Source organism: Sulfurimonas sp. ST-25 (genome assembly GCF_048079205.1).
Taxonomy (GTDB): Bacteria; Campylobacterota; Campylobacteria; order Campylobacterales; family Sulfurimonadaceae; genus Thiomicrolovo; species Thiomicrolovo sulfuroxydans.
Genome location: NZ_CP182225.1, coordinates 1,061,265 through 1,074,997 on the forward strand (window position 1 = coordinate 1,061,265; position 13,733 = coordinate 1,074,997).

At 55.3% G+C, this 13,733-nt stretch carries 11 protein-coding genes; 4 read left to right on the forward strand and 7 right to left on the reverse strand.

Annotation, left to right across the window (positions count from 1 at the left end; translation table 11 throughout):
• The first annotated feature begins 82 nt into the window (after positions 1-82).
• Together ACM66T_RS05420 and acnB are read left to right on the forward strand one after the other, a co-directional pair.
• Positions 83-2,314, forward strand: coding sequence for a DNA translocase FtsK (locus ACM66T_RS05420; protein ID WP_416768850.1), 2,232 nt, complete (start codon positions 83-85; stop codon positions 2,312-2,314).
• A 156-nt stretch (positions 2,315-2,470) separates the two neighbouring features.
• Positions 2,471-5,023 carry a bifunctional aconitate hydratase 2/2-methylisocitrate dehydratase gene (gene acnB / locus ACM66T_RS05425; RefSeq protein ID WP_416768851.1) on the forward strand — a complete coding sequence of 851 codons (2,553 nt, stop codon included), beginning with the start codon at positions 2,471-2,473 and terminating at the stop codon, positions 5,021-5,023.
• A 141-nt stretch (positions 5,024-5,164) separates the two neighbouring features.
• Here the strand turns inward: acnB and ACM66T_RS05430 are convergent, their stop codons facing one another.
• Positions 5,165-6,199, reverse strand: a complete 1,035-nt coding sequence (locus tag ACM66T_RS05430) for a DUF2235 domain-containing protein (RefSeq protein ID WP_231021016.1) — start codon at positions 6,197-6,199, stop codon at positions 5,165-5,167.
• 1 nt (position 6,200) lies between these two features.
• Positions 6,201-8,672 carry an EAL domain-containing protein gene (locus tag ACM66T_RS05435; RefSeq protein WP_231021017.1) on the reverse strand — a complete coding sequence of 824 codons (2,472 nt, stop codon included), beginning with the start codon at positions 8,670-8,672 and terminating at the stop codon, positions 6,201-6,203.
• Positions 8,673-8,777: 105 nt separating this feature from the next.
• Here ACM66T_RS05435 and ACM66T_RS05440 point away from each other — a divergent pair, with 105 nt between their 5' ends.
• Complete coding sequence (locus ACM66T_RS05440) at positions 8,778-9,122, forward strand: zinc ribbon domain-containing protein YjdM (protein WP_231021018.1); 345 nt, start codon at positions 8,778-8,780, stop codon at positions 9,120-9,122.
• 59 nt (positions 9,123-9,181) lie between these two features.
• Here the strand turns inward: ACM66T_RS05440 and ACM66T_RS05445 are convergent, their stop codons facing one another.
• From ACM66T_RS05445 to ACM66T_RS05460, 4 genes are all read right to left on the reverse strand, one after another.
• Entirely contained in the window at positions 9,182-10,018 is an 837-nt protein-coding gene (locus tag ACM66T_RS05445) for a transglutaminase-like domain-containing protein (protein ID WP_231021019.1), read from the reverse strand.
• Positions 10,015-10,245: a DUF350 domain-containing protein gene (locus ACM66T_RS05450; protein ID WP_231021020.1), complete on the reverse strand. Its 231-nt coding sequence runs from the start codon at positions 10,243-10,245 to the stop codon at positions 10,015-10,017. Before ACM66T_RS05450 ends, ACM66T_RS05445 begins: the two co-directional genes overlap by 4 nt.
• 143 nt (positions 10,246-10,388) lie before the next feature.
• A complete protein-coding gene (locus ACM66T_RS05455; RefSeq protein WP_231021021.1) occupies positions 10,389-10,994 on the reverse strand; it encodes a hypothetical protein in 606 nt (201 codons plus the stop codon).
• A gap of 87 nt (positions 10,995-11,081) precedes the next feature.
• Positions 11,082-11,216 (reverse strand): hypothetical protein, encoded by a 135-nt coding sequence (locus tag ACM66T_RS05460; protein ID WP_255707538.1) that lies wholly within the window; start codon positions 11,214-11,216, stop codon positions 11,082-11,084.
• A gap of 299 nt (positions 11,217-11,515) precedes the next feature.
• On the opposite strand from ACM66T_RS05460, the gene ACM66T_RS05465 reads away from it, so the two are divergent.
• Positions 11,516-12,463 (forward strand): hypothetical protein, encoded by a 948-nt coding sequence (locus ACM66T_RS05465; RefSeq protein ID WP_231021022.1) that lies wholly within the window; start codon positions 11,516-11,518, stop codon positions 12,461-12,463.
• Positions 12,464-12,470: 7 nt separating this feature from the next.
• Here ACM66T_RS05465 and ACM66T_RS05470 read toward each other — a convergent pair whose 3' ends face one another.
• Complete coding sequence (locus ACM66T_RS05470) at positions 12,471-13,625, reverse strand: T6SS phospholipase effector Tle1-like catalytic domain-containing protein (protein ID WP_231021023.1); 1,155 nt, start codon at positions 13,623-13,625, stop codon at positions 12,471-12,473.
• Positions 13,626-13,733: the final 108 nt, after the last annotated feature.

A 13,733-nucleotide genomic window follows, 5' to 3' on the forward strand; every position in this document is an offset into this window, starting at 1 on the left:
ATAGGCCCGAAGCCATCCCAATGGGCGGCCAAAGCACTTTTTGTTATAATCCCTAACATTACTTGAAAAATGAGGATCGTATTTGCGGCAGGCACTTTTTATTACTGTTTTGGCCATTTTGGTATACGCGGGGATCTCGACGATCATCGCGGATGCGGCAATTATCGGGACGATCGGGGAGATTATCGCCAAGGCGAACCGGGCGCTGTTCGGCTATGTCTCTTTCGCCTACCTTTTTGTTCTGCTGTACCCGTTGTATACCTACTACAGAAACAGTGAGATCAATGTCGAGCGCACCGAGAAGATCCTGGCGGGTATCCTCCTCTTTTTCTCCCTGCTGATCCTGCAGGCGCTGGTGACGGAGGGGGCACTGCGCGGCGCTCTGGGTTCAGGGTTCGTTGATTTTCTTGAGCCCTATATCGGGGCGTTCGGACTCTGGGTCTTCTGGGTCATGACGGTCACGATAGCCGCCGTGATCCTGGTTGACGCCGAGAAGTTCCCCTCCATGCCCAAACCGAAACTCCCTTTTTCGTTCAGTAAAGAGGACGAGGAGGACGATGCGGAGCCGTCTCGGGAAACCATCCCGGCTAGAACGCGCGCCGCCGTGACGGAACGGCCGGGACTCTTTGACGATGACCCCTTCGATGCGCCCGCGTACGAGCGGATGAACATGCCCCTGAAGTCGGACGATTCGGTCATCAGACTGGTGCCGAAAGCACAGCAGGCGAGCCCGTTCGAGGATGCGGAAGCAGAGGCGGAGGTGGCGCCGAAAGCGGCGCCTGCAGCGAAAGAGGGGACTATTCTTGCAAAGGCCGAAGGGGTACGCCAGAAAAAAAGCGCGCTGATCGTCGAGGAGCTCGATGAAAACAAGAAGCTGCTCGAGCAGATCGAAAAAGGGAAGTCGGAGAAGCCCAAGAACTTCAAGCTGCCCTCCCTCGACTTTTTTCAAAAGCCGCCGAAACAGGGCAACAGCATCGACGAGCGCGAGCTCGATGACAAGATCCGCGATCTGATCGAGAAACTGGCGCAGTTCAAGATCGACGGGGACGTTATCCGCACCTACGCGGGACCGGTCGTCTCGACTTTCGAATTCAAACCGGCCGCGCACATCAAGGTCTCGAAGATCATGAACCTTCAAGACGACCTTGCGATGGCCCTGCGCGCCGAGACGATCCGTATCCAGGCGCCTATCCCTGGCAAGGACGTTGTCGGGATCGAGATCCCGAACCATACCGTCGAGACGATCTACCTGCGCGAGATCTTCGAGAGCAAACTGTTCCAGGAAGCGAAGTCCCCCCTGACAATAGCCCTGGGCAAGGACATTGTCGGCAAGCCGTTTATCACGGACCTGAAAAAACTGCCCCACCTCCTCATCGCGGGAACGACGGGTTCGGGCAAATCGGTGGGGATCAACGCGATGATCCTCAGCCTGCTCTACAAGAACTCCCCCGACCAGTTGCGGCTGCTGATGATCGACCCGAAGATGCTGGAGTTCTCCATCTATAACGATATCCCGCACCTGCTCACCCCGGTGATCACGAAGGCCAAACAGGCGATCGCCGCGCTGAACAACATGGTCGGAGAGATGGAGCGCCGCTACCAGCTCATGAGCGAGTCGCGCACGAAAAACATCGAAAACTATAACGAGAAGATGAAGCGCGAAGGCGGACAGCCCTTCCCCTACATCGTCGTCATCATCGACGAGCTCGCCGACCTGATGATGACCTCGGGCAAGGATGTGGAGTACTCCATCGCCCGCCTGGCGCAGATGGCGCGGGCGTCGGGGATCCACCTGATCGTCGCGACCCAGCGCCCCTCCGTGGACGTTGTCACGGGACTGATCAAGGCGAACCTGCCTTCGCGTATCAGCTACCGCGTCGGCCAGCGTGTCGACAGCAAGATCATTCTCGACGCCCAGGGGGCGGAGTCGCTGCTGGGCCGGGGCGATATGCTCTTTACCCCTCCGGGGGCGACGGGACTGATCCGTCTGCATGCGCCGTGGAGTACCGAGGAGGAGATCGACCATGTCGTCCAGTTCCTCAAATCCCAGCGCGCACCGCAGTACGATGAATCCTTCCTCGCCGAGAGCGGCAGCAGTGGCAGTACTGGTGACGAAGGGATGATCGAGGATATGGATGAACTCTACGAGGAGGCGAAAGAGATCGTCCTCGCCGACCGCAAAACCTCCATCAGCTACCTGCAGCGCAAACTCCAGATCGGCTATAACCGTGCCGCGCGTATCATCGAACAGATGGAACAGCGGGGTCTGCTGTCACCTCCCAACGCAAAAGGAAACCGCGATATCATCGGATAAAGTGAGGCTTGACCCTGCTTAGGCCTCAACCATGTTTCAAAACTAAACACATTGGTAACAAAATCTCAAAAATAGGTTACATTTTGTAACACTAGAAACCTTCTTGATTCTTTCCTTCGCTATAATCTCTCGAAATCTTATTTACAGGATAAAACGATGGCATTTATGGACGAATATAAAGCGCATGTAGCAGAGCGCGAAGCTCTGGGCGTACCTCCACTTCCTCTGTCTGCGGCGCAGACGGCTGACCTGATCGAAATGATCAAGGCAGGCGAAGGCGATATGGCCGAAAATATCGATCTTCTGAAAAACCGTGTTTCTCCGGGCGTTGACGACGCTGCCTATGTCAAAGCGGCATTCCTCAATGATGTTGCACAGGAAAATGTAGCCGTTGCGGCAATCGCACCGGATGCGGCGGTCGAAATGCTCGGCATGATGCTGGGCGGCTACAACGTCAAGCCGATCATCGATGCCCTCTCATCTTCCAATGCCGCCGTCGTTGACGCGGCGGTCAAGGCACTGAGCCATACGCTGCTCGTTTATGACGCGTTTAACGATGTCGAAGAACTGCACAAGGCCGGCAATGCCGCCGCGACGAAGGTGCTTGAGTCTTGGGCGAACGCAGAGTGGTTCACGTCCAAAGCCGATCTGCCTGAAAAAATCACCGTGACTGTCTTCAAGGTCCCGGGTGAGACCAATACTGACGACCTCTCCCCGGCGTCCGAAGCCTTTACACGTTCCGATATCCCGTTGCACGCAAACTCCATGCTCACGGCAAAGATGGACGACCCGATGGGTACGATCAAAGCCCTCAAAGAGAAGGGCCACCCGGTTGCCTATGTCGGTGACGTCGTCGGTACGGGCTCTTCCCGTAAATCCGGTATCAACTCCGTACAGTGGTACATGGGTGAGGATATCCCGGGCGTTCCGAACAAGCGCACCGGCGGTGTCGTTATCGGCGGTATCATCGCACCGATCTTCTTCGCGACGTCCGAAGACTCAGGCGCGCTCCCGCTCGAGATGGACGTGACACAGATGGAAACCGGCGATGTCGTCGATATCTATCCGTTCGAAGGCAAAGCAGAGAAGAACGGCGAAGTGATCGCCACCTTCGGCCTGCGCCCGAACACGATCACGGACGAAGTCCGCGCCGGCGGCCGTATTCCGCTGATCATCGGCCGCGGTCTGACGAAGAAAGCGCGCGAGGTCCTCGGTATGGGCGAGATCGATCTCTTCCTGAAGCCGGAGCAGCCGGCCGATACGGGCAAAGGGTACACCCTGGCGCAGAAGATGGTCGGTAAAGCGTGCGGCCTCGAGGGCGTCCGCCCTGGCATGTACGTCGAACCGGTCATGACGACTGTCGGCTCCCAGGATACGACGGGACCGATGACGCGCGACGAGATCAAAGAGCTCGCGGCGCTGGGCTTCAACGCTGACTTTGTCCTGCAGTCTTTCTGTCACACTGCGGCTTATCCGAAGCCTTCGGACATCAAGATGTACCACACGCTTCCGGACTTCATCTCCAACCGTTCCGGTGTCGCGCTGCGCCCGGGCGACGGCGTTATCCACTCCTGGCTGAACCGCATGTGTCTGCCGGACACGGTCGGTACGGGTGCGGACTCGCACACCCGTTTCCCGATCGGTATCTCTTTCCCTGGCGGTTCGGGTATCGTTGCGTTCGCGGGCGTTACCGGCTCCATGCCGCTGACGATGCCGGAATCCGTACTGGTCCGCTTCAAGGGCGAACTGCAGCCGGGCGTTACGCTGCGTGACCTGGTCAACGCGATCCCGTATGCTGCCATCCAGAGAGGCGAGCTGACCGTCGAGAAAAAAGGGAAGAAGAACATCTTCGCAGGACGTATCCTCGAAATCGAAGGGCTTCCGGATCTCAAAGTCGAGCAGGCGTTCGAGCTTTCCGATGCTTCTGCAGAGCGTTCTGCGGCGGCCTGTACGGTTCACCTTAACAAAGAGCCGGTCATCGAGTACATCAAATCCAACATTGTGCTGCTCCAGAGCATGATCGATGCGGGTTACCAGGATGCACGTACCCTGGCGCGCCGCAAAGAGAAGATGGAAGAGTGGCTTAAAAATCCGGAACTGATGGAAGCGGACAAAGACGCCGAGTACGCAGCGGTTTACGAGATCGACCTGGGCGAGATCACGGAACCGATCCTTGCGTGTCCGAACGATCCGGACGACGTTGCTACCCTTTCCGAGGTGCTGGCTGACGCTAACCGTCCGCACAACATCGACGAGGTCTTCGTCGGTTCGTGTATGACCAACATCGGTCACTACCGCGCCCTGGGTGAAGTCCTCAAGGGCGAAGGCCAGGTTCCGGCGCGTCTGTGGGTTGTCCCGCCGACCCGTATGGATGAGCAGCAGCTCCAGGAAGAGGGCTACTACGCGATGTACGGTGCCGCCGGCGCGCGTACGGAGATCCCGGGCTGTTCCCTCTGTATGGGGAACCAGGCTCGTGTCGCTGACAACGCGGTCGTCTTCTCGACGTCCACGCGTAACTTCGACAACCGTATGGGTAAAGGTGCGCAGGTCTATCTCGGCTCTGCCGAACTGGCAGCCGTCTGTGCGATGCTCGGACGCCTCCCGACAAAAGAGGAGTACCTCGAGATCGTACCGAAGAAGATCGCCGGCAAAGAAGCCGACATCTACAAGTACCTCAACTTCAACCTGCTCGAAGAGTTCGCGCTCTAAGCAGGCTTCCCCTCTGCGGGGAACCGCTCTTTTTTTTCTCCGAACTTTCTTTTTTCATCCCTTTACATTACAAGCAGCCGGGCCGTTGCCGTCTACCGTATCGATGTCGCACGCCGTTTGCGCCGTGCAATCAAAGAGGGGTTATTTTTCTTTGGCGGGCCACTGTTCCCAGGGTTCGACGTCATAGTCCATTTCCAGGATCCAAGGATGGTAAGCCGTCGGATGCTTTGCATGACGTTCGAGCACGCTGGCGTGGACGAGGGGTTTGCCGCGGGTCGCCGCGTCCCAATGGCGCTGCTCGCGGCGGTAGAGACGGGTCAGCCATGTCCCGCGCGAATCGTGCATCTTCCCCTGGGCATCTTCATGGGGATCGACCGTGTGTTTCGGATAGATCAGAAGCCCGTGGTTGATCGCCTGCCGGGTGAGCCAGACCAGGGGGATGTCGGAGAGGTCCTGCTCCGCATAACCGCCGCCGACGTCGGTATGCATCCCGCTGAACCAGACCTGTTTGACGGTCTGCCACTCTTTGACCTGCTTCTCCCACAGCACCGGGTGGAAGGTTTTGCGTTCGTCGTCGATGGCCAGGGCTTGGTAGGCGTGCGTGATGGTTTCGCTGAGCCTGAAATTGTGGAAACGGTGGCGGAACCCCGGAATGCCGTCGAGCAGGACGCTGAGGCTCTTGATGGGAAGGCCGAGTGCGGCGACGGTGTCGTAGCAGCCGATAAACTCCACCTTGGTCCACATATTGTGATGGTCTTTCAAAAAGGCGGCGGCTTTCTCCTTGCGTTTGCCCTCATCCTCGATCATGTAGATATCATAGGCAGTGGCGATCAGTTCGGGACGGGATTTCGGCAGGATGCCGAAGTAGTGCAGGAACCCCGAGAGGCTGCGCACCGTTGCCGCGCCGCGGCTGAACCCGAACAGGAAGATCTTGTCCCCGGCTTCATAATGCTCAAAGAGAAAACGGTAACACTGCTGAATATTGCGGGAAATGCCGAAACCGCCGACGTTCCCGGTCAGCCGGTGGATGCCCGTGCCAAGCCCCGGATCGTAAAAGGCGATCTGCCGCGGGGTGCGGTCCTCGATCATGTTGAAGAGTTTATAGATATTGGTGTTGTTGCCTTTGCCGCCCTCCTGGCCGGTCCCGTCGGAGAAGATTACGATATTTTTTGCCATGTCATCCCTTTTTGATTTGATCCCGCACAAAGTATTTGGCGACCAATGCCCCCGCCGTCATCGGTTTGTCAAAATAGTAGCCCTGGAAAATATCGCATTTCATTCTCTTGAGCAGCTGTACCTGGCCTTCCTTCTCGACGCCTTCGATCACGACTTTCATCCCCAGCGCATGCCCGAGTTCGGTCATGGTCTTGACGATCACGGCTGTTTTGGCGTTGAATTCGATTTCGTCGATAAAACTCTTGTCGATTTTAATAGTATCGACCTGGAAGGATTGGAGGTAGGTAAAGGTGGAGTAACCCGTCCCGAAGTCGTCGATGGCGATCTTGATGCCCGCATCGCATAGCGACTTGATGGTTTCGATGTTATCGGTAGAGCTTTCGACGATGATCCTTTCTGTCAATTCGAGTTCGAGGAGGTCTGGATTGAGATTGTACTCGGAGAAAAGGTCCAGAAGGTCCCGGATGAAGTAGGTGTCGTTGATATCGACTGCCGTGACGTTGACGGCGGCAAAGATGCCGTCCCATCCAATCCGCTGCCACTGTTTGAGCGCCTTGCAGGACTCCTCAAGGACCCAATGCGTGATCCGCAGAATCAGTCCGTTCTGTTCGGCAATGCCGATGAAGGTATCGGGGGTGAGTATCCCCCGTTTGGGGTGACGCCACCGCAGCAGGACTTCGACGCCGGCGAGACTGTTGTCTGTGGCACTGATCTTCGGCTGAAACAGCAGGAAAAACTCGTTGTTATCCAGGGCCTCGAAAAGATCGTTGTGGAGCTTCAGACGTTCGATGGCCATGTTGTCCAAGACGGGGTTGAAGAAATAGAATCGGTTCTTGCCGAGCTCCTTTGCCTTGTGCAGCGCCGTGTCGCTGTTTTTCATCAGGGTGTCGTAGTCATCCCCGTCATTGGGATAGAGCGCTATTCCCACGCTGGCCGTAATATGGATGATGTGGTTGTCGAGGTTAAAGGGTTTGCGGATCTGGACAAGAAGCTGGTCGACGATATGCGTCAGGCTCTCCGTCGACTGGATCCGTTCGAGGATGATGAGAAACTCGTCCTGCCCCATGCGCAAAATGGTGTCAAAACGCCGGAGATGGGCTTTGAGACGGCCACTGAGCTGCATCAGCAGCTGGTCGCCGACCTTGTGCGTCATCGAGTCGTTGATGTTCTTGAAGTCATCGATGTCGATGGAGAGGACGGCAAAGGGGAGTTTGTCTTTTTTCGCATAGTTTATGGACGATGCGAAAATGCGCTGCAGGGAGTGGCGGTTTCCAATGCCCGTTAGCTGGTCGATGTAGAGCAGCGACTGCAGCTGGTCGCCCAGGGCGTAGGAGAGGACGATGATTTTGAGCAGTACCCCGAACTGCTGGGAGTGCAGGATAAACCAGGTCGACGGCAGCAGCCCGAACTTATGCAGTGCCAGCAGTGTGGAACCGGCGAAAAAGAGACTCCAGGCGCCGAGGTAGAAACGGGCCCGCCTTTTATTATGCTTCTGGATGGCAAAACCGGCAGAGAGCAGTATGACGGGCGTAATGGCCGCCAGGAGGGTTGTCAGTTTGACCGTCAGGTAGTAGATGTCGAAAAAACTCATGATCATGGGGACGAGGTTGATCATGATGATGACGTTCAGGACGGAGTGCAGTTTCGGCGTATAGAGCTCCGTTTCCAAAAAGCGCTGGCCGAAAAGGATGGCCGACAGGATCGTAAGATTGACAAAGAAGGGAACGCCTTCGTTGTACAGCCAGGGGTGATCGGGGAAAAGCAGCATAGGCGTGAAGCCGTCGAAAGAGAGCTGCATCATCGTATAGAAGACGATGAAGCCGACATAATAGAGGTAGATGGCTCTGCGGAAGATCAGGAAAAAAATAAAGTTGTACAGCGACAAAATAATGAGGATGCCGTAAAAGATGCCGTAAAAGAGGAAACGTCTCTGATCGGCATCCTGCAGGGCGTCCGGGTCGTTAATGGTGATGGGGAGATCGATCGCCGATTGGGAATGGATCTTCCAGACCAGTGTCGTGGTCTTATCCGGAAGGAGAGTGATCGGGAAACGGAACGTCAGGCTCGACAAGGGGCGTGATGCGAAAGGGCGCTTGTCCCCGCTGGAAAAATGGGCGATGACTTTTTTGTTTTCGATCACGTAGAGATCGACATAATCGAGCAGAGGGTTTTCGAGGTCGACGATCCATGCATTCTCGGTGTGGGAAGTGTTCTTCAGTGTCGAACGGAGCCAGATGGTGTCGTCGACATAACCGAAGGGGAGCTGATGCTTATCAACGGTGTTGCATATCGCCGGGCTGCTGCCCTCCAGGAACATGTCGACGTTCAGCATATTCAGATGGTCCATGCAGAGCAGAACAGAGTCGGAGAGATCATACTGTTTTCCGCTGGAAGTGACATTGATGACAGGTTCGGCGGAGAGGGGATTCAAAGTGAGAAAAATCAGAATAAAAATATGAAAAACCGTTTGCATGGGTTCATTATACTCCATAGGCATCTAATTTGTATTAATAACGTGATAAACGATTTTGCGCTTGTTAGTTGAACTGGTACAATTAGCTTTTTGAAAAGGATGAATATGGAACAATTGCCCAAATGCCCCCAGTGCGGAAGCGAATACACATATGAGGATGGTGAGCTTTACGTCTGTCCGGAGTGCGCCCATGAATGGTCCAAAGATGCCGCGGACGCCGGTGCTGAGGATGCGTTTGTCGTGCGTGACGCCAACGGGAACATTCTGCAAGACGGCGATACCGTGACGGTCATCAAGGACCTGAAGGTCAAGGGCGCATCGTCCGATATCAAGGTCGGTACCAAGGTTAAAAATATCAAACTGAACCCTAACAGCGACCACAACATCGACTGTAAGATCCCCGGTGTCGGCGCGATGGGACTCAAGTCCGAATTCGTTAAAAAAGTCTGATCCCTCTTCTGACGGTCGGCGGCAGCACGCCGACCGATTGCTACGTTTAATTTCCCCGTTTAACGTTCTTCAACCGGACGGAAACGTGCCGTTCTGATCCATTGGCCACCGGTGTATGCCGTGGTGAGCGGCGATCCGTAGTTGTACCAGATGTACCGGTCGTTGAACATCCCCTTGGGATGGTAGTTCGGCAGGGCGGACGCCAGGGGGAAACTGCTTTTCACCCGCTTGGCCGTTGCTTCGAGGAGGTAGGTGTTTCCCGCTTCGAACACGACGACCCAGGCATGCCCCTCGTTTTTATACGTTCCGAAGACGACCCGTGCATCGTAGCCGATTCCCTCCAGCCAGTCGGCGAGCAAGATGGCGTGATCCTCGCAGTCGCCGCGCCCGCTTAAGTAAGCTTCCTCGGAACTGAGCCAGATCTCGGCATACCCTTTGAACTGCTGTTCGTCACGCACATAGTGCATATGCCTTGATATATGGTGCATGGCACTCCATTTCGAATCGACGCTGAAGGGGATGAAGTGCTTGAAAAAACCATTGGCATAGTAGGCTTTGAGATCGCGCCCATAGGCGAAATAGGCGACGGGTTTCTTATTGAGACGCTGGGAACCGGACCCCTGGCCCCGCGATTTGTTGGCGGGCCGGTCCAGCCATGCCGGGATCCTGGCGCTGCGTTTCTCCGGCACGGAGAGCAGCTGCATCTCACCCGCTCTCGGCCCCGGACGGTGATGGGGAAGGGAAGCGTCGGGCAGCGTGACGCTCTGCGGCGGCGGGAGCGGCAGGGCGGCTTCGTCGTGCCGCTGTTTGAGCGCCATGATGAAGAAGAGGGGGACGTAGAGCAGGATAAGGACCCGCAGCAGGGTAAAGAAGGTTCGTAGGAACTTTGCGATCATGTCATCGAGGAGGCGACGATGATGGCGATGAAGATGAGGATGGTCGACGCGAAGATCGCGGCGGCGACGTTGCCTTTTTTGATCTCCTCCTCGAGGGCGATGGATTTCAGCAGTTTGCTGTCAATGTACTTCAGGGCAATGACGGCGATAACGAGCACAGCCACCGTATAGACAAGATTGACGGAAAGGTTGATGAGAGTGGAGATAAAAAAGTCGCTTTCTGGCATAGACTATTCCTTCGTTGAAGCTGGTGCACGTAGTGTAGCGCACCTTTTCTTTTACGGGCACGAAGGGTGTAGAGGGGAACGCTTGCTGGGCAAACGGGCGTCAACGTTCTTGCCACGGATACCTTGGTACCCGCAGCAGTATGTTATTGGAACTCTTTGATAATGACGCTGTCCGTCGACCAGCAACCCGTATCATATTGAACCCCTGTGGCTCCCCCGGAAGAGGCCCTGGCATACATGCTGACAGTGTGTGATCCGGCGCTTAGGTTAGTGAAGAACCCTTCCATTGTTACTGCGACCCCGCTCGCACCGATTTCAGCTGACTTGACACTACCTCTGATACGGCTGCTGGTTGTCGCAGTGTCATCGATCCTCAGTTCGAAAATCACCCCGGTACCTGTCATCGAAGAAGCTGAAAGGCGCCCGCTGAACACGACGTTGAGTACCGTACCGTCCTGGGCTTTTGTAAACGATCCGATCGTGGCGATTTTCGCATAGGTTGTCGTCACACTGACAGATGCAGGACAGCTGACATTGAGGGTTGTCCATCTGACCAGCCCCGATTCAGCGATTGCAGTGGCATTGGTCTGTATCGCCGTTGCATTGGCGGTGATGCGCGTGTCGTTGTCGTTGATCTGCGTGGTATGCTCCGTAAAGTTGTCGTTCACTTCGGAGGCGTAAGCGGTCGTACCGGGGGTGAACGTTGTCATCCCGCTGACCTGCCCGGCGTAAAGACTCCCTGATACCATCAATGCCGAAATACCTAGAAGGCGCAATCCAAATTGTCTGATTTTCATGATGAATCCTTTTGAGTTTGTGTTCTGCCGCAACGGCCGTTATCCCCAGTTGTCCTGATCCCAGGTCATACTGTCCCAGTCACTGGAACCGGACGATGAACCGCCTCCGCCTCCTCCGCATCCGTAAATCGCGATTGCTGTGATCGCGAGGATTGCCAGGAACCAACGTTTCATGTCATCTCCTTTTCGCTCGTATCCCCAAATGTTTATGCGTATACGAGATGCAGATATTTACATCATAACTCCACAATACTTAAAAGAACAGATTAAATCAAATACATCAAAATAGGTATGAAGGGCATGAAAAGGCGCAGCACGCGTAAAAGGAGTGATTTTTTTCATGACAATTTTGGGTCTTCTCGATGCGCTTATTCGTCGCCATCAGCTATAAAATGTGATGTTATTTTGATAATTTGTGGAGAGAATAAGACGCTTTGAATTAGAATAAATGATTGCGATGACGAAGGGGAAAAATGCAACTGCTGATCGTACTGCTGGGCGCGCTGCTCGGCTTTATCTACGGATTCAACACCGACGGCTTTATCTTCAGCTCGAATATCTGTCTTTTCGCGGGTCTGACGATGATTATGCCTTCGCTTTTCAAAGTGAAGCTCATGGACGTCAAACTGCTCTGGCATCACCGTCTTGTCGTCATCAAAAGCCTTTTTCTCAACTTTGTACTGCTGCCGACCTTCGCCGTTATTATCGGCCTGCTGAGCCGCGATTACGGCATCGCCGCCGGGTTATTTCTGCTGTCGGTACTCAGCGGCGGCGGGATGGTGATGTATTGGATCAAAAAGTCCGGCGGCGATACGTCGCTGGGCTTTCTCATCCTTTTTATCAACCTGCTGCTGATCTCGCTGTCGTTTTTAATGCTGCACCTCTTCGGCGTCTACACCGAGCGCTATTTCGACACCCTCTACACGGATGACAATAACAACATGGAGAGCTATGCGCGGCTGGTTATTGAGCTGCTCATTGTCATTCCGTTTATCGCGAGCCGTTTCGTGGTGCTTTTCAAACCGCTGGAGAAGTTCATTGAGACCTACCGCCCCTACATCAGTAACATCAGCATGTTCATTATCCTCTTCTACCTTTTCGGCCTCCAGAGCACACAGAACCTCGTCGATCTTTACGATTTCGAACCCGAACTGATCGTCATCGCGCTGGCCGCCGTGCTTGCCTTCTATGTCCTGGACCTAGCGAGTGCCTGGTTCATCTTCAAGATGGACTCTCCCCAGGAGCGCGCCGCTTTCTGGCACAGCGTAACGCGATATATCACGCTGGCGCTGGTCCTCTCCACCTTCTCCATGAAAGCGTTCGGTGTCTCGATGCTGCTGCCGATCATGATCGCCTATATGATCCAGATCCCCTTTGCGATCCTTACCGACCGGAAGCTGGTCGAGAAAGAGAAGGCTTAGTCCGTCGCTAACCGGCTTTTTGTGGATCGTTGAAATAGACCCGGCGTTTGCCGCCGGGGTTTTTGAGGTTCGTGATCCAGTCGCTCGTTGAGAGCGCATATCGGTCGCCGACGGCGGAAAGATGCATATAGCTGATGTCGGGAGCGGCGGGGGCTTCGAAGCGGCTGTGACCGGCGGCCGTTTCCCCCAGGAGCTCAAGCCCTGCAAGGGCGGGAATTTGTGCTGAAGCTTTCGTATACATCAGCTGCAGGGAACTGTTGCCGAGGCCATAGGCGACCGGTGCGTGTTCGATGAAACAGGCGTCCAGGGCCCAGTCGGAGAGGGCGGGGAGCCGGGTAAGGGTGTGGAGCAGTTCGTAGCCTTTCTCTTTCGCCTCCCGCCGCAAGGCATCGATTTGCGCCTCCGCCTGCGCCTTTTTGTGTTTCGGATAGACCCGGTAAAACTCCGACCCTTTGAGGAGGAGATCCTGGCGGTCGTCGAGCTCCCCGTACCCGCCGCCGACATCGGCGTGGACTCCCATCAGGGCGATCTCCTCCGTGTTGGCTTCCGTCGTACCGTCCGCACGTCTCAGTGACTCCAGCGGAAAGTTGTGGCGGTGTTCGTCTTTGGCGGTCAGGTGAACGATCTTTTCAGCCGAATCGTTCGAGAGGTTCAGGTTAAAACCGATATTGACCTCATTGGCGAGGCCGATCGTCGCCACCGTATCGAAGAGGCCGACAAAACCGATGCGTACGTTTGCGTCGTGTTTGTAGGCGGCATTGATGCGGTTGACGAAGTCCCGTGCCTCGGCGGAGCCCCGACTGAAGCCGAAGACATCGATGATGACGGTCTCACTGCCGTTTTGCCGCACCGCCGAACGGACTTTTTTGAGCTTGTGTTTGACAAAGCTTTTGGCATCACCCCCGAAGGCCATATGGAGGGCGTCGTAATAGTCGTTCTTGGCCTTTTTGCGCTGCCGTATCGCTTCGACGGCCTTGGCTGAGAGGGTTTTCCCCTGTTTGTATTTTCCTGTGCCGACCCCCTGGGAATAGAAGGCAGTGTAGCCGCTGGCACGGTAGACTTTGTAGAGTTTGGCGACGTTGCTCAGCGATCCGTCACCGATGAGGTCGTCGTTGTAAAGATTGTTGCCCGTGCCGTCAAAAAATACGCCAAGCCGCAGCATCGCTTCTCCTTGAAAACCTTTTTATAACACCATAAAATATTTTACATATAAAAGTGCTTCGCCGGAGAGTGGCGACGGCAAAGGCTGCCGTCGGAAGGGAAAGAGAGG